Below are 20,606 nucleotides of genomic sequence, written 5' to 3'. Positions count from 1 at the left end.
TAAAATCAATAACGAGGAGACGGCTCTACTATGCCGAGCCTATGATTCACAATCCGCGCCATGGCGTATAAGAGACTTGATAAACGATTAAGATAAGCTAATGTGTTAGAGCTAACCTCCACTTTTCCCTCTTCCTTCACCTCCACCACCTTACGCTCCGCGCGTCGAGCGATAGTCCTTGAGAAATCAAACATGGAAGAAAGCTCCGCTCCACCTGAGACGAAGAAGCTTGTTATCGGCGGTAGTTCTTCCTCTATACTGGCAATCAAAGCTTCAACCTCTTTTACTCTTTCCTCACCAATCTTCTTATCTCCTCCTGCAACTTCCGCTTGAATTATGAAAAGATTCTGCTGGATATTGTCTATAATCTTATGACAACTGTCTTTGCCTATTATAATCTCATTTTCTTTTGATTTAACCTTGCAAACTCCAAGAAACGAATTGAGTTCATCAAGGTCGCCAAGTGCGCAAGCAATCGCCGAACTCTTAGAGAGTCTTTGGTCGCAACAGCCAAAGATATTAGTATTACCGTCATCCCCTTTCCCAGTATAGATCATATCTTATTTATACAAAAAAACCGGCTGGAAGTAAATTGAAATCCATCATGGGGTCGCGGCTTGTCCGGTCTCATAACCGTACTCGAGGACAAGCAATATATGGTTACAGTACGCGAAAAAATGAACAATATCAAGAAAGTTGCCAAGTTTTACAACTACGACCTCCTCCTAGCCAAAAAGTAAAACGTTGTTGCCCCGTGTCTGCCCTTGGGGCGAGCTTTGTACCCTGAGTAGACCTTTGACACCTCCTACAACCATAGCCCACCGGTTTGACGAAATTTGAGAGCTTGGGACGATTTGCTTAACTTAAGCAAAAACACTCGACCCTAATGAGCCGAGTGTTTTTTAGAAGCATTATTCTACCCCTTAGTTTTTTCCGGATCCTGCCCGTAAGTATACTCCGTTTGAATAACACCGTCCTTGCCGTGAACTACTACTTGCCCTAAATCAGCATTCTTAGCTAATTGCTTTGCCAAATTTAAAGCGTCTGACTTATCCTCAAGTATTTTTACTGCTCTATCGGCTTTATTTTCTTTAACCTTCCAGTCTCCGCCACCTGATGGCAAGACATGATAAACTCTTCTTTTATTCATATTATTATTGATTAGTTAATTTTAATAAAAAGAGTGCCTATGGCAGAAAATCTACCCTAGGCATTTCTTTTACTTCTGAGCTAACTGTTCCTGTAGAGAATGAATGACTACAGTGTTAGCGATGTTTTGCCACAGAACCTTGCTTTTACCGGTTTTATTTGGATTACTATTGTATTCTCTCGTGTGAGCCTCGAGGACTTGTCCAACAATCATAGAACCGTGCTTATCTAAGAATTTTTTTGGATCAACGCTCCAATTTAATTTGCCATCTTTTTCTTCCAATAAAAATCTTAGAGCTGCAAAAATTGGCATCGAAAATCCTTTGGAAAGACGGTACCTAACCGACTGATCAGTAAATGGCAATTTAATGTTGATGGGTTTTCTATTAGCACCCTTACCTCTGTGAGTTTCAACACCGTTAATATTGCCAAACTTTTTAATTCCAACCTGCTTAGAATAATCCTCAAATTTGGAGTAAAGATATTCGTACAGTTCAACGATAGAGGGCAAAATAGGATAAAGTTTTTCGTAGGTAGGCCTGTTCTTTTTATTCAACCATTTATTGAAGCAGGTAGAAATCCCGGTATAAACGATTGTAGGCTGACTACTGTTGCTGTAGAGATCTTTATTTAAGGCGGTCATTAACGCGATAAGCTCTTCAATTTGAAAAGTGGCTACATCCTCGCCCTTATTCTCGTTTTCAAAATAAATAACTTTATCGCTATATTTACCGAGAGCTTGTTTAATACTCTCAAATTCATTTTCCAGATTGGCGATTGATTTGTCAGTAACTTGAACGCTGGTGTTTCTCGCTCTGGCCAATTTAGTAGCAAACTCCTCCGCACCTTCAATAATAGTGACGAATATTGGCAAGTCGGCTAAAGACTCATCGTCCATTTTTTTCTTAAGAACGGCATAAGTGTGCCCACCATCAACTAAACCACCTCGGGGCTCGCCATCCTCGTCTATTCCAAAGTCAATGATTATTTTTTTATCAGACTCATTGGAATTTGGGAAATATACTTTTTCGGCCGTCAGTAATAACCCTCTATTGCAATCCGTAAAATACTCAGGCTCGGTCTCTAGCGTCTCAAACATCTGTTTACATGGCTTGGCATCAATATCGGGTTGTCTGGGATTGGGGGTTGTCGGTATGTTTACCGGCAGATCTTTAAGCAAAATAAAAAGGAAATGAGTCTTAATGGCCTCGTTTCCTTCGGGTTCGTAATAGTTTAATTTTCTGCTGATTGTGCGTGCTTGGGAGTAGTTAAACTCCAAGACTTGTTTTTCTTGTGACATGGTCGTTGATGTTAAAATTAGTTAATTTTCCGCCATCTAAGAGCAAGATTGCTTTAGTTGACTTTGAATTCGCGGCAAGGTTACCTGCAAATTCTATTACTATTATAGCAAACAAGTTTTTAAGGAGTCAAGGACTTGGGTCTAATTTGCTTCAACAGTTTTTACCTCATCCTCGGTGAGACCATAAAGTTTATACACCAACTCATCTATCTGGCGTTCAATCTCCCGAACCTTAGTTTGTTTCTCTGGACTGGCTAAATAGTCCGTTGATTTTATAAACTCAATAATTTTAGTAGTCAGGCTGGCTAAGTCTTTTTGATCTGTCTTAGAAGCTTCATAAAGTGGGATGTCAATGATTGGTTCTTTATCAATTTGGTAATTATTGCCTTGCATTTTTCCTTTATGTCTAAGCCAAAAAGCCACCAGTTTTGAATTCAAGATAGCCACTAAGTATTTTTGATCAACTCTTTCAGTTTTTATGACATAAAAAGTTGCAGAGACATAACTATCAAAATCAGTATAAGTAAATGTTGGCTTAGTGCATTTTCTCAGGGCAATAATTTTTTCTCCAATAAAAAAATTATTATCTCGAGATCTGTGTAAGCCATACGGCTTATTATCAGAAGTAACTACTTTTATATATCTATTAAGGTGATTCTTAATCCCAGGAAACGCATCCATTTTTTTCTTATCCTTAAAACTTGAGTCGGTATAAATAATCCATTTAGTATTTTTAGAATTGCCGTTCCACCTTTTTAATTCATCAGTTGTATAAAAAGGTTTAGTTATAGATAAATCATTTTTTGTAAGTTTTAATCCTTTTAATTCCTCGTCAGATAAGACAAAAATGCCATCGCCAATATTGAATTCATTACCCAACACGTTTTGACTAGCCTTATTTACATAATCTTGCGGAGCAACTATTCCCTGAGCAACTTCTTTATTTGCGTCAAGATGAAAATTTGCCTTGTTTAAAATTTTTTCTAGGATAGGTTCTGTCCCTGAATTACTGAAGGTAAGCATTTTGTCTCTGAATTTATCCCTATTTATTTTCGGCGTTAAATACTCTGCCTTGTGATTGTTTTCTTTATTTAAGATAGTGATTACATCATCGAGTTCTAAGGCATTACCAAAAAGTCTTCTATGATCGAATGAATAATCGTCAATGGCAGTATTTTTTCTGAACATCATCACCATAGTTTGTATGCCCGCTTGAAATATTTTGAAATCGCCAAAATCTATCAAACTCAGAACCTGTGTGTCTGTTATCACCTTATTTCTCATTTTTGAAGCACCATAGCTCGTGACCCAATTATTTTGTGCAATAAATGTGACTATGCCAGAATCATCTTTTGCTAAATCGATACCTTTGCACGTAAAGAGATACCAAAGATCCATTTTGCCTTGATAATATGGAGAATGTCTAAGTCCGTTGAAGGCGGAACGATTAATATATTCTTTGACATACGGCGGATTAGCAATAACCACATCAAAACCACCATTCTCTTGGAAAACTTCGGAAAAATGTAGCTTCCACAAAAAGAATGGCCTTGAGCTTTCTCTTTCTAGCTTTTGAAGCGTCGTCCGAATAGCTTCTATTTGTTGCTCGGCAATCTTGATTTTCTTTTCATCTTGGGTATTTTTCTTTACGGTGTTTAATCTTTGAATCTCCTCGTCGCATTTTGCCGATATAAAAGACTGCTCTTTTTCATCAATCTTCTGCTTCAAAATCAGCTTCTTGTTTTTATTGTTTTCCTCAAAATAAACGCTGTGCAGTTTTTTCAACTCATCAAAAATATCCTCGCTTTTATCCTTAAAGAGTTTGTGCTGGGTTTCTTTTTCAAAGAGATTTTTTGCGTTTTTAGTTCGTCGGTCAACCTTAACCAAATCATCAAGATTGAATTTAATAACCGTGTCACCAATAACCAAATCCTCAATCAAGCTATTGCCCTGCATTATTTTATAATCCAAGTTAGGCAATGGCTTGATCTGTTTGATATCATCCTCGTCAACGATCAAAGAGAGCCACAAGCGAAGCTTGGCAATCTCAACCGCACCAGGGTCAAGGTCAACACCGTAAAGAGAATTTTGGATGCAATCACGCTTGAAGCCGTAAATAGTTCGGTCGGTATTTTTGATATAGCTAGAAAGCACGGTCCGAGCCTTTACTATCTCGCTCATCATGCCAACAGGGAAAGCCCCGGAGCCAATGGCCGGATCGCAAACTTTAATAGTGGCTAACTTGTCATCAACTTCCTCGGCAAACTTACCAATAGATTCCGGTAAAATTGATTCGTAAGAACCCTTGTAATCTGGGTCGTTTTCCTTTTTAGCAATATAAGTAGCTTCGTGCTCGGCAACATTTTCTCCAAACTTAATCAACTTCTCTAAATCTTCTTTGGAAACCTTACCCTCAAGCTCGGTTGCAAGGTAATTGATTAGACTCTGCTCACACATATAGTGGACTATTTCTCGAGGGGTATAGTAGGTGCCTTTGGACTTACGGTCCTTAACTTCAAGCAAGTTTTCAAAAACCTTGCCAAGCATCTCTGGGTCCACAGCGACCTCTTTTTCCAGTGGCTCATCTTCCTTAACAGTGAAGTTATAACGATCAAAAATGTCCAGAATGCCGTCACCGATGTCGCCAGTTTTTGGATTCTTGCGGTCATTTGAAAATAGGTCGTTGGGAATATTTATCGCTGTATTAACCCAGTCATAATTATTAATTGGATCAAAAAGACCACCATTCAAAAATGGGATTTTACATTCAAATCGGCTATAAAAATCATCGTCTCGTTCTTTGGCTAAAGCCTCATAAAACAACGGCTCAAGATAATCATTAAAATAATTCTTATCTGCGTCGCAAGCTTTGGTAAACAAAGTCCTCAAAAACCTCTTGTCGCCATCGCCCCAGCTTTTTGTCATTGGCACGCCAAACCAACCCTTTTTCTGTAAGAAATATAAGAAAACAATCTGGCCAAGTAATTTTTTGGAAAAGTCTACGATATTAACATTCTTTTCAGCAAAATCCTTTTTGATAGCTGGATTATTGCTAACAATATCTTCCAAAGTCTCTTGAACCCTAAGGAATAGGTCGCGATATTTTTCAAAGAATTCTTTGGTGACCTTTTCAATGTTAAAAGCTTCTTCAAGTTGCTTGAGTAAAGGATTGTGGCTATCGTCCTCAACAATGGGAGAAAGGCGACTCTGGGCGGTATGGCTATTTTCATTTGAACCAACCAAGAAAGACCAGCGTTTGGCTGGAGTAAACTCTTCCTTAACCTTTGTGCGTCCATTTTTGCCTTCTTCAAACTTATATTCCATCTTAACCAACGAGAAACGCCAATCGGCAGAATCCGGAGACACAAAGGCGACTAAAGCTGCGTCTTTTTGTTTTCCACCCCGACTACCATTTAAATACCAAGCAATAAAATTCCTTTGTCTCGTCCGTGCTCGTTCAAGAGTTGAGTCCTTTTTCAAATGAACGATAAGAATATCGATGCTGTTCTCACCATCAGAATATTTACCGACTCTTTCAAAAGTATTTATATATTGATCGTATGCATCGGGGATAGTGTTTCCGCGATAAACAAAAGACGCTTCTTCGTATGAGTTGAGAAGTTCACGAATAAACCTGATAAATTTTGTTTTATCAAAAGAATTTTGAAATACATCTTTTACTAGGTCTTGTGACTGCTTTTTCTCCATACATTTATTTGATTAAATATTCGGACAGAATCACTTCTCGCTTACCAGTATTGCTTGCACCGGATTCAGCAAAATGACCGCTTAGGAGTCGATTGGAGATGTTGGTTTCAAGGACTCCGAGGATGCGCAAAGGATTTGGTACTTTGTTTGTTTCCAATTCTTTATTTAAGACCTGAAGTGTGACTCTGGTGGTTTGTTTTGGCAGGCCACCTTCTTCCAGCTGAATAATAACCTTTTTGAGATATAGTTCCTGATCTTCGGTGAATTGTCGGCGATCTTTCATTGTCGCTTTAAGAATTCGCAAAATTTGAGTGGCACTGTCTCGGCCACCTCTCATTTTTACTTCCGGCATTTCTTCAGTGGTTGCAAAAACAAAGGCTTTCTTATTCTCATCCAACAATCCATAAAAGTTTTTGTCAGTTTTCTCTTGGTTAGTATTCTCAGTAGTTTCAAGAATTTTGGCCGTTGAGAAAAAATCTAATTCTTTGGAATCATTGCCGGTATTAGCTATAAAGAATTTTTGCACCTTACCTCGGCGAAAATAAGTAATAAGGTGGCCGGCCAAGTTCCTGTCTATTCTTGCGGTCCTAGCTTTTTTTGGTAGATGTTTTATTTTCTCAAATAGATCTGGATTTTTATCACGCAATTCTTTGATTGCATGTAAATATTTCAATTCGCTTTCCTCACCATCGTCTTCACCAGTAATAAACTTCTCGGAAGTTAAGCGATTAAATAATTCATGTGAGCCGATTGGTTCGTTTTCAGTTAAAAGATGAGCATCTCCACCAAGAAGGGCTAGGAAAGCGTTAATTTTGGCTTCAGCGGCCTCCCGAAGCTTAATCTGGTCATTGCCTTGTTTTGTTGGGAAAAAGTTATAAGTGTAAATTTTATCAAATTTAGTATCAACACGATTGATACGACCAACCCTCTGCATCATGCGGGTCGGGTTCCAAGGGATGTCATAGTTTATAACCACATTAGAGCGGTGTAGGTTTACGCCTTCAGCCAAAACCTCAGTACAAATAAGAATACGATAATCATCCTTTGGAAATTTAGCTTTGGCGTCAAAGTTTTCAATGACTTGTTCGCGGACTAATTCACTTGAGCCGCCGGTAAAACAGACCGCCTGTCCGGGTATTTTTTCTTCAATATTCTTAGTTAGATATTCCGCCGTTTCTTTTGATTCAGTAAAGATAATTAGTTTATTCTTTTTGAGAATTGGATTGGTGGAAAGTTTATCAATAAAAGCTACAAGCTTTGGGTCTCGTTTAATGCCAGTCCACATAGCATGTATTTCTTTCAAAATATTTAGGTCATTTTGCAAATCTTTTCTTAGATCATCCTTAAAATCCTTACTTGGAAGCTTTTCGGCTTTGCCCTCACTTATCAAATTTTCAACAGCGTCATCATTGTCATCTTCCAAGTACTCAAAAATCTTATTGGTATATTTCTTGCTGACATAAACATCGCCTTTTTCCAATTCAGATAAGAATGAAGTATACGAATTTATGAACCTATCAAGAGAATTGCGGAAAGCGTAAAAACTGCTCTCCAGTCGTTTGATAAGCAAGATTTTCATAAACTTACCCATGTTCTTTTGTGCCAACTCTTCCGGCTGACTCAACTCGCCCTTGTAGTACAGCATCGGGGTATAACGAGAGTATTTGAATTTTTTGGCAATCAGTTCAATCGTCTTGATGAATACCGAGTCTTCGTCCTCGTTCAATTCATAGAAAACTGCCTCTGGTTTTTCAACTTCAGGAAATTTCAGTTTTTGTTTAGCCAAATCTTCGGCAAAGTATTTATTAATCTCCGAACGAGTTCGGCGAACCATCAGATACTTCAAAACCTTTTCTCTGATTTCTTTGGCGTTTTCTTTAACAGTATTTATATAAACAGCATAATCTTTTTGACGATCAAGGTTCTTGAGTTTTCTCTCAAGGCTGGCAAAAAACTGTTCGAGATCCGGGAGGTTAGGAATGGTGCTCTTTCGGGCTTTCTGGAAAAGCTTAATTTGGCTTAAAATATCTTTTGGCGAATTATTATAAGGAGTAGCGGTAACTAAGATCACTTTTTTACCCCGACAAATTTCGGCTAGTTTTTCGTAGGTGGCATTGTTCTCGGTCCTAAATCGATGAGCTTCATCAATAATGATGTTGTCAAACTTTTCAACACCTCGCTTAATAATCTCATCAAGTTTACCGACAGATTCACATTCTGCTGAAACCTTAAAATCAAGCAATACATTAGCCCATGATCCCGGATTCTTTTTATCTATCAAAACAGGAGGGGCAATAACCAACGTTCTGCCATCCAGCTGGCCGGCAAGCATAGAGGCAATATAAGTTTTACCAAGACCAACAACATCGGAAATAAAAACTCCACCATATTCTTCAAGAATCTTTTTTGCGTTTATAACGGCTTGTTTCTGATATTCAAACTCCTTAAATTCCTCTGGGAGATATTTCAAAAACATCTCATCTTGCTGGTTTAGATCATCTTTAAAATATTCATATAAAAATTTGAGATAAAGCTCATATGGGGTAATACTGTCGTTAAGCCATGTTTTTGTTTGAATAGTTTCAATATATTTTTGACTGACATCAACAGCGTCTTTCCAAAGCTTGTTAAACTTTTCTAAGGCAAAATCGTAGTCGGCTCTGTTTTTAAGCTCAACGTTAAACTCCAAGTTATCCACGAGTCCAGCCTGAGTAAAATTGCTTGACCCGGTGATAACCCTACCTTTGTCCCTGTCTTCATCGCCAAAGGTCATAATATAAACCTTGGCGTGTATTTTTTCTGTTGGATAGGCACGAATCTCAAGACGACCGGATTTTATCCATTGGATAAATTTGGAGACGCCGTCCTCCACTTTTTCACTATCCTCGGCCTCTTCCATTTCTTTCTCGATTGCAGTACCTAATTGTTCCTTAGTTTCGGCACTGGAAAACTGCAGAGCGGATTGCTCGGCCGGATTTGCTTTCTGCATCAGATCATATGTTTGCTGGTTTGTGCTGATACCGATAAGAATTCTAACCTTGTCGGTGCTTTCAAGAGATTTGTATAGAGTATGAAAACCACTAGTATAAAAATAACCAACCAAACAATCAAAGAATTTAGTGTCCTTGATTAATACTTCAAATCTCTGTTTGAGACTTTGAGCTTTTTCGTTTGTTATAAATGTTAAGTCTGAATTCATATTTTTAATTGTTATTTTGAAATCACTTCATAATCTTTCTTATCGCCACCGACCCGAACGTAATCTTCGCATCCGTCAATATAAATGGCTTTACACTTACATTCAATAAGCTTTTTGTTGGTATTCCAAAAAATCTCATCTCCGCAATGAGCGCATTTGTAGTAGGTTTCCTGTTTAGTTGTTGTGGCGATTTCCTTTGGCATACAGATTTTATATTTTCTTGTATCTCACGCCCCGGCCTTGACCGACTCGCTCAACCAAACGCAAAGTCACCAATCTGGCGAGAGATTGTTTTATAGTCACTTGCGGGACAGAGCCATTGAGACGTTTATCGATTTCGGCTACGCCCAAAGTCTCGCCGTCTTTTAGGATAGCGAAAACCTGCTCTTGTCTTTCGGACAAAAGTTTTTCCGGCTGTTCGGCATTCATCAGTTTTCGAGCGATATCACCTTGAGTCAGCAACGCATCAAGCAAAAAATTGAGCCATGGCGTAATATCTTCGTTCTCCGTTTTGTGATTATTTTGCGTCGCCCGGAGAGCGAGATAATATTTGTCCTTGCGTTCCTCGATAATTTCATCAAGCGAAGCATACGGCACATATGCGTAATCATTGCGAAGCAAAAGCAAGTTTGTCAGGGCACGGCTAAGACGGCCGTTTCCATCAAGAAACGGGTGAATCGCCAAAAATTCAAAGACAAAGTTTGCAATGATAAGCACAGGGTGAAGTTCCTTCTTTTCCAGCTCCTGATTTGTCCAGTCAATGATCGCCTCCATTTCCGGCTTGACCAGATAGGGTTTTGTCGGGTTGAACAGAACAATCTCTTCGCCTTTTTCATTTTTCATGACCACCGCATTGTCGGAATTTTTATACTTGCCTTTGTGCACTTGATCTTTTTCAGAGAACTGCAAAAGGATGCTGTGAAATTGCAGAATATTATTCTCAGTCAATTTGAGCGTACGGTAGTGATCAAAAACTCTTCCGAGTAAGTCGGCATAACCGGCGACTTCTTGTTCGTCACGATTTTTGGGAGGATTGGATTTCAGGCCGCGCAAAAGACGAGCCACTTCTTCGTCGCTCATCTTTGATCCTTCAATACGGGTTGAGGCGCCGGTAGACGTAATGATCACAGATAACTTTAACCGGCCTAAAATCTGCGGGGAGAGTCGCAGACTGCCATGCCAAAGACCCTTGAACTCGTCAATTTTAGCGATCTTGCCGAGTATCTCCTGGCTCAGTTTTATTCGTTTGTTGAAGCTGTTTTCGCTCATATTTTTGTTATATCTTGATGCTATATAGATAACTATATCCAATTATATACGAAAGCATCCCTACAAGTCAACTATTACTATATCAACGTAGTGATATAGAGGCTCAAGAGGACAATAATATGCTTTAAAATAATGACTTTTCTGGCTATTTACTAAATGAGTTTTGGCGTTTCCGAAATAGTACACTTTTGTACCATTGCTGAAATGCGTACTGGAAATGGCCTTTAAAGTCATCTCCAGTTCAAATTACACACTACTCTATGGCAAAACAGGTAAAAGTGGTAAAATAAAATCAACAATTTAATAATTTCGCTCCAAGGGGCGACCTGAATGGTATTCCGCGGCTCAAGGGCTCGTAATCGTTATCACTTTTTGTGGTAACCGGTTACGAGCTCTTTTGCTTCAGAGGCATAAGAAAATGAATATGAAAAATGAAAATGCAAAATTAGTTTTTATTTATTCCCTGCTGGGGAACGTGGAATCCTATACGGATGTCACGCACAAAATCCCGGCCAAAGTGTATTTTAATTGCCCTCTTCCGGATTTTGATATCGCGGATCAGAAAAATGTTCTGGCCGAGTTGAAAAAGAACAAGATTATTTCCAACTTTAAGCTGGACGATGGCGATTTTGTAATCTCCAAGCCGAGCAGGTCCATGCTCAATGACTATTATTTCAAACTAAGGGATAAACCGGCGCCAAAACCGGAAATGCTGGTGGATACCAAGATAAGGTTTGATGAGAGGACTGGAATAATAAGCGTGGGAGAGAAAGCTTGTGAGATTCCAATCAACACTAACCAATATTTTCTCTGCAAGGCGATATTTGCGGTCCCATTCGGCACGTTGGTACAGGAAATTGATATTTTGGACTTGATGGACTGGGCAAAAGATAGCAAAGACAGCGTCTATGATGCCATGCGAGAAGTTAATAGAAAAATTAAGCAGAAACTCGGCATAGACAAATTTATGAAATGGAAAGTCAGACGCATATTTGTTGATTACAAAACCGGATAAGGTGGAGTCCGACCCGATTCGGAGGCCTAAGAGCAGACTGGAATAAACAGTCTGCTTTTTATTTGGCGGACTGGCAAACAATATGCCAAAGCCGATACCAACAAAGAAAATACCGCCTCTCACCCTTGAACAAATGGAGGAAATTTTCATGGACAGATTAGCCAACCTGATCGTCCGGCTTTTGGATTACCGCCAAGAGGAAAAAGATAAAGCTAAACAAAATGAACATGAAAAACCAACCGGACAGCAATAATTTTACTACCAGCGACTTCTACGCGGCCGCTTTTCTTGTGGCCAAGGGATATAAGTTGCTTGGCATAGATAAAGCCGACTCGCGCCGGTTTCATTTTATTTTTACCAATGAACCCGATCGTCCCCAGCTGGTAAGCGCTTTCTTTGCTGGTTTAGTCGAGGTCAACGCTAAAGCGTTCGTGACGGCGATCAAAGAGCTGAAGTCGCTCATGTATAACGATGCCATGAGCTAAAACCGGTCCAATATGGAATATGAATATGGAAAATCTACCATTCGAAATAGACAATAACGATTATGTAAAGCTTCCCCGAAGCATCAAGACCGCCCTAGTGGACGGCTATTTGAGTTTTGAGGAATACTCGGTCCTCGTCTGGCTGTGGATCAACGCCAATCCTAGAATCGGTAAAGCTCATGTAAGCTATGCCGGACTTTCTAAAGACTTTAAGGAAAAATATTCCAAGAATCACATCAATCGGCTGATGTTAAACCTGAAGCGTAAGAAGTGGATATGGTTTCCCGTACAGCAAGGTCGCAGAAGTTCGTTCCATGTTGATATCTCTAATTACCCCTTATCTAATGGCGGTTTTGTAGAGCTTGAAGTACGCAAGAAACAGAAGTCGGGCAGAAGTGAGGATGATACTGACGAGCATTTACCAGCAGAAGTGCCGACAGAAGTTATTAATGTTCAGCAGAAGTTGGAAAGCGACAAAAACGCTTTAGTGGATAGGTTTTCTTTCGGTTCGGAAAGTTCGTTCGGCAGAAGTTCCAAGAACGACAACGAGAATGAAAATAAAAACAACCGATCGAAGGGTCGACGGCCGGCAAGAGGATTCTCTCCCAAGTCTTACGAGGAACAGAAATGTTGGGAGATTGCCCAAGAACTGGGAGAAAAAGATATGACCTTTATCCTATCGGCCCTAAAGAAGTACGGACTGGCAAGAATTGAGGAAGCTCGCCAATCTGTAATGGATCAACCGAGCGATAAAGTGAGGAGTAAAGGTGCGTATTTCAATAAATTATTAAGTCTTTAAAAGATACTAAATGATACCCAAATGGCAAAAAATGTAGACATAAAAAACGAAAAATATCAGAATGCAATCCGCTTAAAATATAGTGATTTCACTTATTCAGAGATTGCCCAACTGCTAAAAGTCTCTCATGTCAGTGTAAAGAGATGGTTTAGGCTGGACGGTTTACTTAAAGAGGAATACGAACGATATGAAAAAGAAAGAAATAAAGTTCGCGACAAAGAGACCGACACCGTCCTAATGAAACACGCCGAAACCGCATCCAAGATGTTAGTCAGTCTTATGGGTGCCAAAAGCGATGCTATGAAATTCCGAGCGGCCAAAACCATCCTTGATTTTGTCCGAGGTCCAGCTGGAGGCAGAGACGATGATTTCACTGATGAGGAATATAAAAGAAGTAGTCGTCAAATAGAAGAAATCTTAGAGAAATACAAGAGTAAAAAGACTGTGGGCAACTAACGCTTAGCTTGTTGCCAAAAATAGCGTATGTTGTGTTTGAAAGCTAAGCCTAAAATTATTAGCCAAAATTAAAATGAAAATAATATGGAACATGCATTAATTTACTGCCGAGTCTCAACCGAGGAACAGGCCGAGGACGGTCACCACTCCCTTGCGACCCAGCTCAAGCTCTGCAAGCGAGCGATCGAGGAAAGTAACAAATTCAAACTGATAGACGACGGCGTTTTTGAAGACCCTGGCCGATCAGCCACCAACATGAACCGGCCGGGTCTGCAAGACATGCTTCTTCGAGTCCAAGACGACAAAGCCATTCGCGCTGTCTTTATCCAAGACACTGACCGACTAGCAAGAAATGCTCTTGATCACATGCAGATCAAAGCGATCCTCAAAAAGCATAACGTCGAATTGTTTTCCGTCTCCCAACCGGGCATAACCGACTCACCCGAGGGTAACTTTATGGACTTGGTGATTGCCGGCGTTAACCAACTCCAATCGCAAATCACATCCAGAAAAACTCTAAAAAGTCTCGAGCAGAAATTCTGGGACGGCTGGTGGCCGACAGGTGTTGCCGTTGGATATTTAAATGCCGGTGATCCGAGCGATGATAAAAAGAGGATCATTGTCGTGGACGAGGAACGTGCACCACTTGTTCAAGAAGCATTCAACATGTATGTCACCGGAGATTATTCAGTCTACGAAGTCCGTGATGCTTTATACAAAAAAGGATTCAGAACCCACGCCGGTAAACGACTTGCTCATAGCAAAATGATTGAGGTACTCAAAAATCCTTTTTATTACGGCGAGATGCGCTGGAGAGGATTAGTGCATACCGGAAAACATAAACCGCTTATCGATAAAGAAACCTGGGAGCGGGTCCAGCTAGTCATGGCTGAACATAATCGTTATGCCTGCCGTCGACAAAAGTTTAATTTCATACTCCGCGGACTTACCTTCTGCGCCAACTGCGGACAGCGATACACTGCCGAGCATCACCCCAAGAAAAATAAGTCCTACTATCACTGCAACCGATCCGGCGATCAGATTAAATGTCACGATAAATATGTAGAGGTCTGGGATCTGGAACAGCAGATCGCTGATTTGTTTAAGTACATAGAATTCACGCCGAGCTTTAAGGAACGGCTGGTCGCAAAAATTGAGAAAATCTATGGCTCTCGCAAGGAAGTAATTAATAAAGAAAAGCGATCCTTAAATACCCAAAAAATGTTGGCAGAAAAGAAGCGCGATGTAGCTGAGGAAAAACTTTTTGCCGGACTGATAACAGACGATGACTTCACTAGGGTAAAAGTAAAAATCAAAGAGCAGATCGAAGCTATTCAAGATGAACTCTATAAACAAGACAAGAGGCTCAACATGCGAATTGATGAACTTCAGGACGTCCTGCTTTTTGCCCGAAACGCCTACGAGGCATTTATCAAAGCACCGGCCGAACTACAGCGATTATTCCTCGGACTCTACTGGGACAGATTTGAGGTAACCGATAAGAAAGTGGTGACCGTTCTGCCAACTCCGATCATTCGAGGATTAATGATGGCCGAGGATATGGTCTTTACCAAAAAATACCAGGAAATCAGAGAACCAAGGATCATAACCGACATGGCAGTGGAATTCACACCAGTGGTAGCCGGTAAATCAAAACCTAAGATGATTGCCCCTAAAACACAAAAATCCCGACGTAATGCCGAGATTCCTGTGATGGTATCCAATCAACCAGACTCGGTTATATTAGATACCGTCTGGGGTGGCCAACCGGGATCGAACCGGCAAATTTCAATAATAAATATCGGGGAGGCATAGGGGATTTGAACCCCCCCTAGCACTTCCACAGAGTGCCGTGCTACCACTACACCAATGCCTCCATAAATCTTTTATCTTATTCTTTATAATTATGTACTAGAAAATGACAATTATAGCAAAGCCAGACTAAATTTTTTATTTTGTTATTTTTACGATTCTTGTCTATGTGGTGTACAACTAAAATCCTAAGATCTTCCTCCTCGCATATCTTACATCTGGCGCTCTTATCACTCCTTAATAAAATATTACGATAAGATTTCTCTCCGCCCTTCCAATTTGGATGATTTGAATCAATATACAGTATACTATTTCTCCAAATAGCTTGGCAAGATTTGCCGCAAAAAAAATTATTACTCTTTGAATGTTTTAGTTAGAAGCCGATTTTTAATCTAATCAGATAACCAATTATCATAAAAATCATCCCTAAAACACCAACCAACTGTTCTTTTTTCATTGTTCTTAACACTCGGCCATTTACCTTGTGTTCTTTTAAAAAACGATGATGAACAGCAATAGCTGTAAAGCCTACCATAAGCTTGCCCAAAACATCAAGCGTATGGGCTAAAAATGTTATATCCATATATTTAGATACTATCAGATTTTTTAGAAAATAAAAAGATACATCGTATATCCTCACGAAAGCAAAGCAGTTTGCTTTCTTCCTGTCCACAAACTGCGCTTCGCTTGTTGTGCCCAGGAGAGGACTTGAACCTCCACGTTCTTGCGAACACTAGCCCCTCAAGCTAGCCTGTCTACCAGTTTCAGCACCTGGGCATAACCCCATACAATACTAGCAGGTTATTATTGAGAAGCAGGCTCTACGTCCACCTCCACCTCTTTAGCCGCTTCGTCAGTATTAACGGTAGCAATATCATTAGTTATTTCAGTATTGATTTCGTTTTCGCCATTACCATCAACAGTCTCTTTCTCCTCTTCCTTTTCTACTGCCTCAACCTTACCTTGAGAATCTGCCTTGGAAGTATCCTTATCCCCTCTGGCTGGGATTAATCTCCTCATCTTTTTCTTAATCTCTTTAACCGCCTTGTCACGGATATAATACAATTTAGATCTTCTTACTTTTGACCTGCGGACAACTTCAATCCTGTCAATCGAAGGGGAAAACAATGGGAATATACGTTCTACGCCAATACCTCCCGATGTCTTACGCACAGTAAAAGTGGCGCCCGGCTCCGAGCCGTGTTTCCTGGCAATCACAAGCCCCTCAAAAGCCTGAAGGCGGGTTTTTCCTTTTTCTTCTATTTTAACCCAAACACGCACCGTATCGCCGGCGCCCATATCTAGATTTGATCGTTTTTTAGTCTCTTCTGGAATAATATTCATAACCTTCAAAATTTATCATAAATCCTTGAGTTTCGCAAGGGTCTCTTTCAAATCATAAGGCAAGTCTGCCTCAATTTTTATTTTACCACCGCAATATAGTTCAAACTCCAGTGATTTTGCGTGCAGGAAATGCCTCGTCAAACCAGGCGGGCACTTAGCGCCCTTGTGGGCATAAAGCGCGTCACAGGCGACAGGATAGCCTATCGCTTTCATATGGACTCTTATTTGATGCGTCCGACCGGTCTTAGGATATACATTCACAAGCGTATAATTTTCAAATCTCTTTATTACTTCATATTCTGTCACTGCGTCGCGCAGAACGCCTCGCGCCCTGCTACCGGCGACAAACTTACGAATGTCTTTCTTACTTTTGCCGATCGGCAAATCTATCATACCCTCTTCTTTCTTAATATTGCCACAAACAAGTGCAACATAGTTTTTTCTAACTTCTCTCTCTTGAAACTGTTTTTTCAAAAATTCAAAAGCTGGCTGAGTTTTAGCGATAACTAACGCGCCGGAAGTTTCCTTGTCTAACCTATGGACAATGCCTGGTCTTAAGACAGGGTCGTCGCCCACTTTTTTTATCTTAGGATATTTCTTAATAAGCCAGTCTGCCAGGCAAAATGTCCCCGGCTTTGTTTGAAGCGCCTTATGCATTAAAACCCCAGCCGGTTTATTTATAACAAGCTGGTCTTTATCTTCATAGATTATTTTAGGTTCCAACATACGCTGTGTCTTTATTCAACCACGCTCAAATTTATCTTGCAAAGAATTCGCAACTCGCCACGCGTGGCGTGTGATTTTTTCATATCAATTTTTGATTGGTTCGTCCGGCAAATATCTCAAATAAGTTTTCGCTGATTCCGAACATCCGGCAAAATCAGTTTCTGGTTCAAAAGGCAACACGAGGTATCTATTCTGAAACGGCTCATACTCGCTAAACCAAATTATCACTTCGCCTTTTTCAGGATCAAGCGACGAATCATCACTCTGTGGTATCTCTACGAAAGCGCAAATCGCCCGCAACGCTTCTTTGGGGAGGTTGTGATAAAGCGCAACGGTATTGTCATAGCTGAATATAAAACCATCATCAGTTATGCCAACTTGAATAAACGGCGGTATGTCCATATCTAAACCATCGGGTACTGCAAATTGTTTATCATTCCAGCGGAAAAAATAGTTTATGCCTTGCGGGTTTGTTTTAGTTCCCGGTATGTATTCAAGCGTTGATTCTATTCTCGTGAACTCCGGGTACGCTCTTTTCACAAATTGCAGGACCGTTGCCTCAATCATGTCTTTGCCGGGAGCGTAACCAAAAAAATCAGCAGGCGTTCGGTGCATCGCAATCACTTTATTCGTGGCGCGATCTACCTCTGCAGTATTACTTGTCGGACTTCCAACCTCTCTAAAGTTCACCATGTGTTCCTCAACAATTATTTCTCCTTTCACCTCGTCAGCATACTGGACGATACCGAAGTTTGCCGATCTTCCATCCGTATCTACAATTTCGTAATTGAAAACTGCGCCAGAGGTAATGCCGGATAATTCGTTCGCAATTTCCACGACTTCTTTGAGGACTGACGTGGCGTTCTCCTTGATAGTTTCTTGCTGTTGGACCGTCTCTCTTATTTCTTTTTTTATCCTTAAATCTGTCCAATCAACAACAAAAATTAAAACAATCGCGACAATAAATAGAATGCTCCCGCTAAAAATAAAGAATTTCCCAAGTTTAGTCATTAGTTTTATTTTATCTCTTTTATGCCTTAAATGAAAATCGCCCTGTTAAGGACAATTTTCGTTCTGAATACCGCGCTCCCGCCGCGGCGGACTCTAGCCATTTCAATTTAATTTAATTTATAATTCCTACCCTGTGCGCGGTGAGGTATTTCATAAATAATAGGACTCGGCTATTACATAGCCAGGTGATTTTCCATCTCAGAGTCTTCGACTCTTCGATAAGGAAAATCCTTTCGAGTCCCTCACGCAAGCAAGGCAGTTTGCTTGCTACCCGCCCGCCATCGTAAGCATGAGCTTACTCAGGCGTTGCGGGCGGGCCGTGCTCGCTCGTTCTACTCGCTGTGCGCGGTGAGGGACTCGCCCAAGCACCACTAAAGGGTGCTGGGTGTCGTGTACTCTTTAGTAGTACACGACGAACCCCCAACCCCCTCGGTGTAAATCCGCCGCGGCGGACTCTAGCCATTTCAATTAACAATAATCGCCTTATTCGGTGCGCGGTGAGGTATTTCCTAAATAATAGGACTCGGCTATTACATAGCCAGGTGATTTTCGATTTCACCGCCCGTGGCGGTTCAATAACGAAAATCCTTTCGAGTCCCTCACGCAAGCAAAGCAGTTTGCTTGCTACCGTGCTCACTCGTTCTACTCGCTGTGCGCGGTGAGGGACTCGAACCCCCAACCCCCTCGGTGTAAATCCGCCGCGGCGGACTCTAGCCATTTCAATTAACAATAATCGCCTTATTCGGTGCGCGGTGAGGGACTCGAACCCCCAACCCCCTCGGTGTAAACGAGGTGCTCTAGCCATTGAGCTAACCGCGCGTCATATTATTTTTTATCCAATCTCTACCAACTCCAGTTTTTAAATATCTCTCCCGTGCCATTGCATCTTTTCTTGTAAGATGTTCTTCTGAATGAATTAACTTCCATGGTCTGAATTTTGAAGTATAACCAAACCCTATATCATTATGATCTAATAATCTTTTCTCAATATTGTGCGTCTGCCCAATATATATCTTTCCATCATTATTTTTCAATATATATACAAAAATATTCATAATCAATACCCCTCGGTGTAAATCCGCCGCGGCGGACTCAGCCATTGAGCTAACCGCGCAAATCTTCGTCTTTGCAAAAAAATCAAAAACATTGATTTCCGAAAACTGTCCCTTGTCGTTTGGCTCTTGCAGGAAATTGATGTTTTTGATTTTTTTGCAAAACTTTACGTCTTCTTACTAAAAATCACTACAAATTCTCCCTTAATTTTCCCCGGATTATTTTCAAAGTACTCGTAAATCTCATCTGCGCTACCTCTTAAAATCTCTTCAAACATCTTCGTCAATTCTCTGCCTATAACAATATGACTGTCACTCCCCCTAAATTCATTCAATAATTTCAATAGACGATGCTTTGACTCAAAAACGACCACAGGGTATTCACTCTCTTTTATCTTTTCAATGAACGTTTTTCTTCCTTTTTTATGAGGAGGAAACCCTAAAAACAAAAATTTTGAAACATCTATCCCTGAAACAGAAAGCAGTGTCAGCAAAGAAGACGGCCCTGGTATAGGGATAATTTTTACATTTTTATCCGAATTTATCAAGCCTGCCTGCCGGTAGGCATGGCCTGCCTGCCGGTAGGCATGGCCTGCCTGCCGGTAGGCATGGCCTGCATACTCAGACAGACGCGCGATAAGCTCATTACCCGGGTCAGATATCCCTGGCGTCCCGGCGTCTGAAACAAGCGCTAAATTTTTCCCCTCACTAAGCAACTCGGCAATTTTATCTATCTTTGAGAGCTTACTATGCTGGTGGTAAGAGAGAAGGGGCTTTTTAATATCATAATGAGAAAGAAGCTTTTTTGTGACTCTTGTATCTTCACATAATATCAAATCAACCTCTTTTAAGGTCTCTAAGGCGCGCAGAGTTATATCTCCCAAATTACCTATTGGCGTAGCGACAATATATAAAATTCCTGTATCAATCATAAAAATATAAAGTGGTGCAGAAATATTAACCTTTGCGCGAACCTTTTTCCAATCGCGGAGCGATTGACCTTTCCACGCGCCGAGCGCGTGGTGGCTCTGAACCTGATCGTACGCGCGGAGCGCGTACCAATGCCAACCCTGCACGCTCCCTCTGGTCGCGAGCCAAAACCAAAAATTTCCTTACCAATCCATTTTCGGCGGGGGGTATGGGGGGGGGGAGCCGCTTAAAAAATGAAAGGAAATTTTATGGTTTTGTTTCCGCCGCTTCATTCCTCCAAAAAGGACTCGTATTTGTATTTTAGCATGGTGGCACTATTCCGTCCGTCCTTTTCTCCGTCATTCGCGTCGG

At 40.7% G+C, this 20,606-nt stretch carries 18 protein-coding genes, 3 tRNA genes and 1 pseudogene; 6 read left to right on the top strand and 16 right to left on the bottom strand.

Translation table 11 applies throughout. From position 1 onward, the window contains the following. Positions 1–5: 5 nt before the first annotated feature. The 7 genes from NUV40_03355 to NUV40_03325 form a co-directional block, all read right to left on the bottom strand. Positions 6–557, bottom strand: coding sequence for a cob(I)yrinic acid a,c-diamide adenosyltransferase (locus NUV40_03355; protein ID MCR4342908.1), 552 nt, complete (start codon positions 555–557; stop codon positions 6–8). Between the two features lie 359 nt (positions 558–916). Then, on the bottom strand, positions 917–1,150 hold the full coding sequence (locus NUV40_03350; protein ID MCR4342907.1) for a DUF2188 domain-containing protein: 234 nt from the start codon (positions 1,148–1,150) through the stop codon (positions 917–919). 69 nt (positions 1,151–1,219) lie between these two features. Continuing rightward, positions 1,220–2,449, bottom strand: a complete 1,230-nt coding sequence (locus NUV40_03345) for an AIPR family protein (GenBank protein ID MCR4342906.1) — start codon at positions 2,447–2,449, stop codon at positions 1,220–1,222. A gap of 141 nt (positions 2,450–2,590) precedes the next feature. Further along, positions 2,591–6,157: an N-6 DNA methylase gene (locus NUV40_03340; protein MCR4342905.1), complete on the bottom strand. Its 3,567-nt coding sequence runs from the start codon at positions 6,155–6,157 to the stop codon at positions 2,591–2,593. Between the two features lie 4 nt (positions 6,158–6,161). Continuing rightward, complete coding sequence (locus NUV40_03335) at positions 6,162–9,356, bottom strand: helicase-related protein (GenBank protein MCR4342904.1); 3,195 nt, start codon at positions 9,354–9,356, stop codon at positions 6,162–6,164. Positions 9,357–9,367: 11 nt separating this feature from the next. After that, positions 9,368–9,559: a hypothetical protein gene (locus NUV40_03330; GenBank protein ID MCR4342903.1), complete on the bottom strand. Its 192-nt coding sequence runs from the start codon at positions 9,557–9,559 to the stop codon at positions 9,368–9,370. A gap of 7 nt (positions 9,560–9,566) precedes the next feature. Beyond that, positions 9,567–10,625: a Fic family protein gene (locus tag NUV40_03325; protein MCR4342902.1), complete on the bottom strand. Its 1,059-nt coding sequence runs from the start codon at positions 10,623–10,625 to the stop codon at positions 9,567–9,569. A gap of 424 nt (positions 10,626–11,049) precedes the next feature. Between NUV40_03325 and NUV40_03320 the strand changes: the two genes are divergently transcribed. From NUV40_03320 to NUV40_03295, 6 genes are all read left to right on the top strand, one after another. Then, the gene (locus tag NUV40_03320) at positions 11,050–11,640 is read left to right on the top strand and encodes a hypothetical protein (protein ID MCR4342901.1); all 591 of its coding nucleotides are present in this window, start codon (positions 11,050–11,052) and stop codon (positions 11,638–11,640) included. A gap of 82 nt (positions 11,641–11,722) precedes the next feature. Next, positions 11,723–11,893: a hypothetical protein gene (locus NUV40_03315; protein ID MCR4342900.1), complete on the top strand. Its 171-nt coding sequence runs from the start codon at positions 11,723–11,725 to the stop codon at positions 11,891–11,893. After that, on the top strand, positions 11,868–12,125 hold the full coding sequence (locus NUV40_03310; protein ID MCR4342899.1) for a DUF5659 domain-containing protein: 258 nt from the start codon (positions 11,868–11,870) through the stop codon (positions 12,123–12,125). The genes NUV40_03315 and NUV40_03310 overlap by 26 nt, the downstream gene beginning before the upstream one ends. A 25-nt stretch (positions 12,126–12,150) precedes the next feature. Beyond that, positions 12,151–12,924: a hypothetical protein gene (locus tag NUV40_03305; GenBank protein MCR4342898.1), complete on the top strand. Its 774-nt coding sequence runs from the start codon at positions 12,151–12,153 to the stop codon at positions 12,922–12,924. A gap of 21 nt (positions 12,925–12,945) precedes the next feature. Then, positions 12,946–13,380: a hypothetical protein gene (locus NUV40_03300; protein MCR4342897.1), complete on the top strand. Its 435-nt coding sequence runs from the start codon at positions 12,946–12,948 to the stop codon at positions 13,378–13,380. A gap of 84 nt (positions 13,381–13,464) precedes the next feature. Continuing rightward, positions 13,465–15,195, top strand: coding sequence for a recombinase family protein (locus NUV40_03295; protein ID MCR4342896.1), 1,731 nt, complete (start codon positions 13,465–13,467; stop codon positions 15,193–15,195). Here the strand turns inward: NUV40_03295 and NUV40_03290 are convergent. From NUV40_03290 to NUV40_03250, 9 genes and pseudogenes are all read right to left on the bottom strand, one after another. Then, positions 15,186–15,256 (bottom strand) — tRNA-His (locus NUV40_03290). The two genes, NUV40_03295 and NUV40_03290, sit on opposite strands and share 10 nt — an antisense overlap. A gap of 309 nt (positions 15,257–15,565) precedes the next feature. Next, positions 15,566–15,865 (bottom strand): hypothetical protein, encoded by a 300-nt coding sequence (locus tag NUV40_03285; GenBank protein MCR4342895.1) that lies wholly within the window; start codon positions 15,863–15,865, stop codon positions 15,566–15,568. A 20-nt stretch (positions 15,866–15,885) separates the two neighbouring features. Beyond that, positions 15,886–15,969 (bottom strand) — tRNA-Leu (locus NUV40_03280). A gap of 246 nt (positions 15,970–16,215) precedes the next feature. Beyond that, positions 16,216–16,536: pseudogene (gene rplS, locus NUV40_03275) on the bottom strand (50S ribosomal protein L19). Between the two features lie 15 nt (positions 16,537–16,551). Beyond that, a complete protein-coding gene (locus NUV40_03270) occupies positions 16,552–17,262 on the bottom strand; it encodes an RluA family pseudouridine synthase (protein MCR4342894.1) in 711 nt (236 codons plus the stop codon). 84 nt (positions 17,263–17,346) lie between these two features. Continuing rightward, positions 17,347–18,273, bottom strand: coding sequence for a hypothetical protein (locus tag NUV40_03265; protein MCR4342893.1), 927 nt, complete (start codon positions 18,271–18,273; stop codon positions 17,347–17,349). A 746-nt stretch (positions 18,274–19,019) separates the two neighbouring features. Beyond that, a tRNA-Val gene (locus tag NUV40_03260) sits at positions 19,020–19,092 on the bottom strand. Then, positions 19,083–19,373 carry a GIY-YIG nuclease family protein gene (locus NUV40_03255; GenBank protein ID MCR4342892.1) on the bottom strand — a complete coding sequence of 97 codons (291 nt, stop codon included), beginning with the start codon at positions 19,371–19,373 and terminating at the stop codon, positions 19,083–19,085. The genes NUV40_03260 and NUV40_03255 overlap by 10 nt, the downstream gene beginning before the upstream one ends. Positions 19,374–19,492: 119 nt before the next feature. Next, positions 19,493–20,401 carry an rRNA small subunit methyltransferase 1 gene (locus tag NUV40_03250; protein ID MCR4342891.1) on the bottom strand — a complete coding sequence of 303 codons (909 nt, stop codon included), beginning with the start codon at positions 20,399–20,401 and terminating at the stop codon, positions 19,493–19,495. Between the last annotated feature and the right edge of the window lie 205 nt (positions 20,402–20,606).

The organism is Patescibacteria group bacterium (assembly GCA_024654625.1).
GTDB lineage: Bacteria > Patescibacteriota > Minisyncoccia.
Note: the sequence above shows the minus strand (reverse complement) of the source record. Positions and strands in the feature narration are given on the sequence as shown.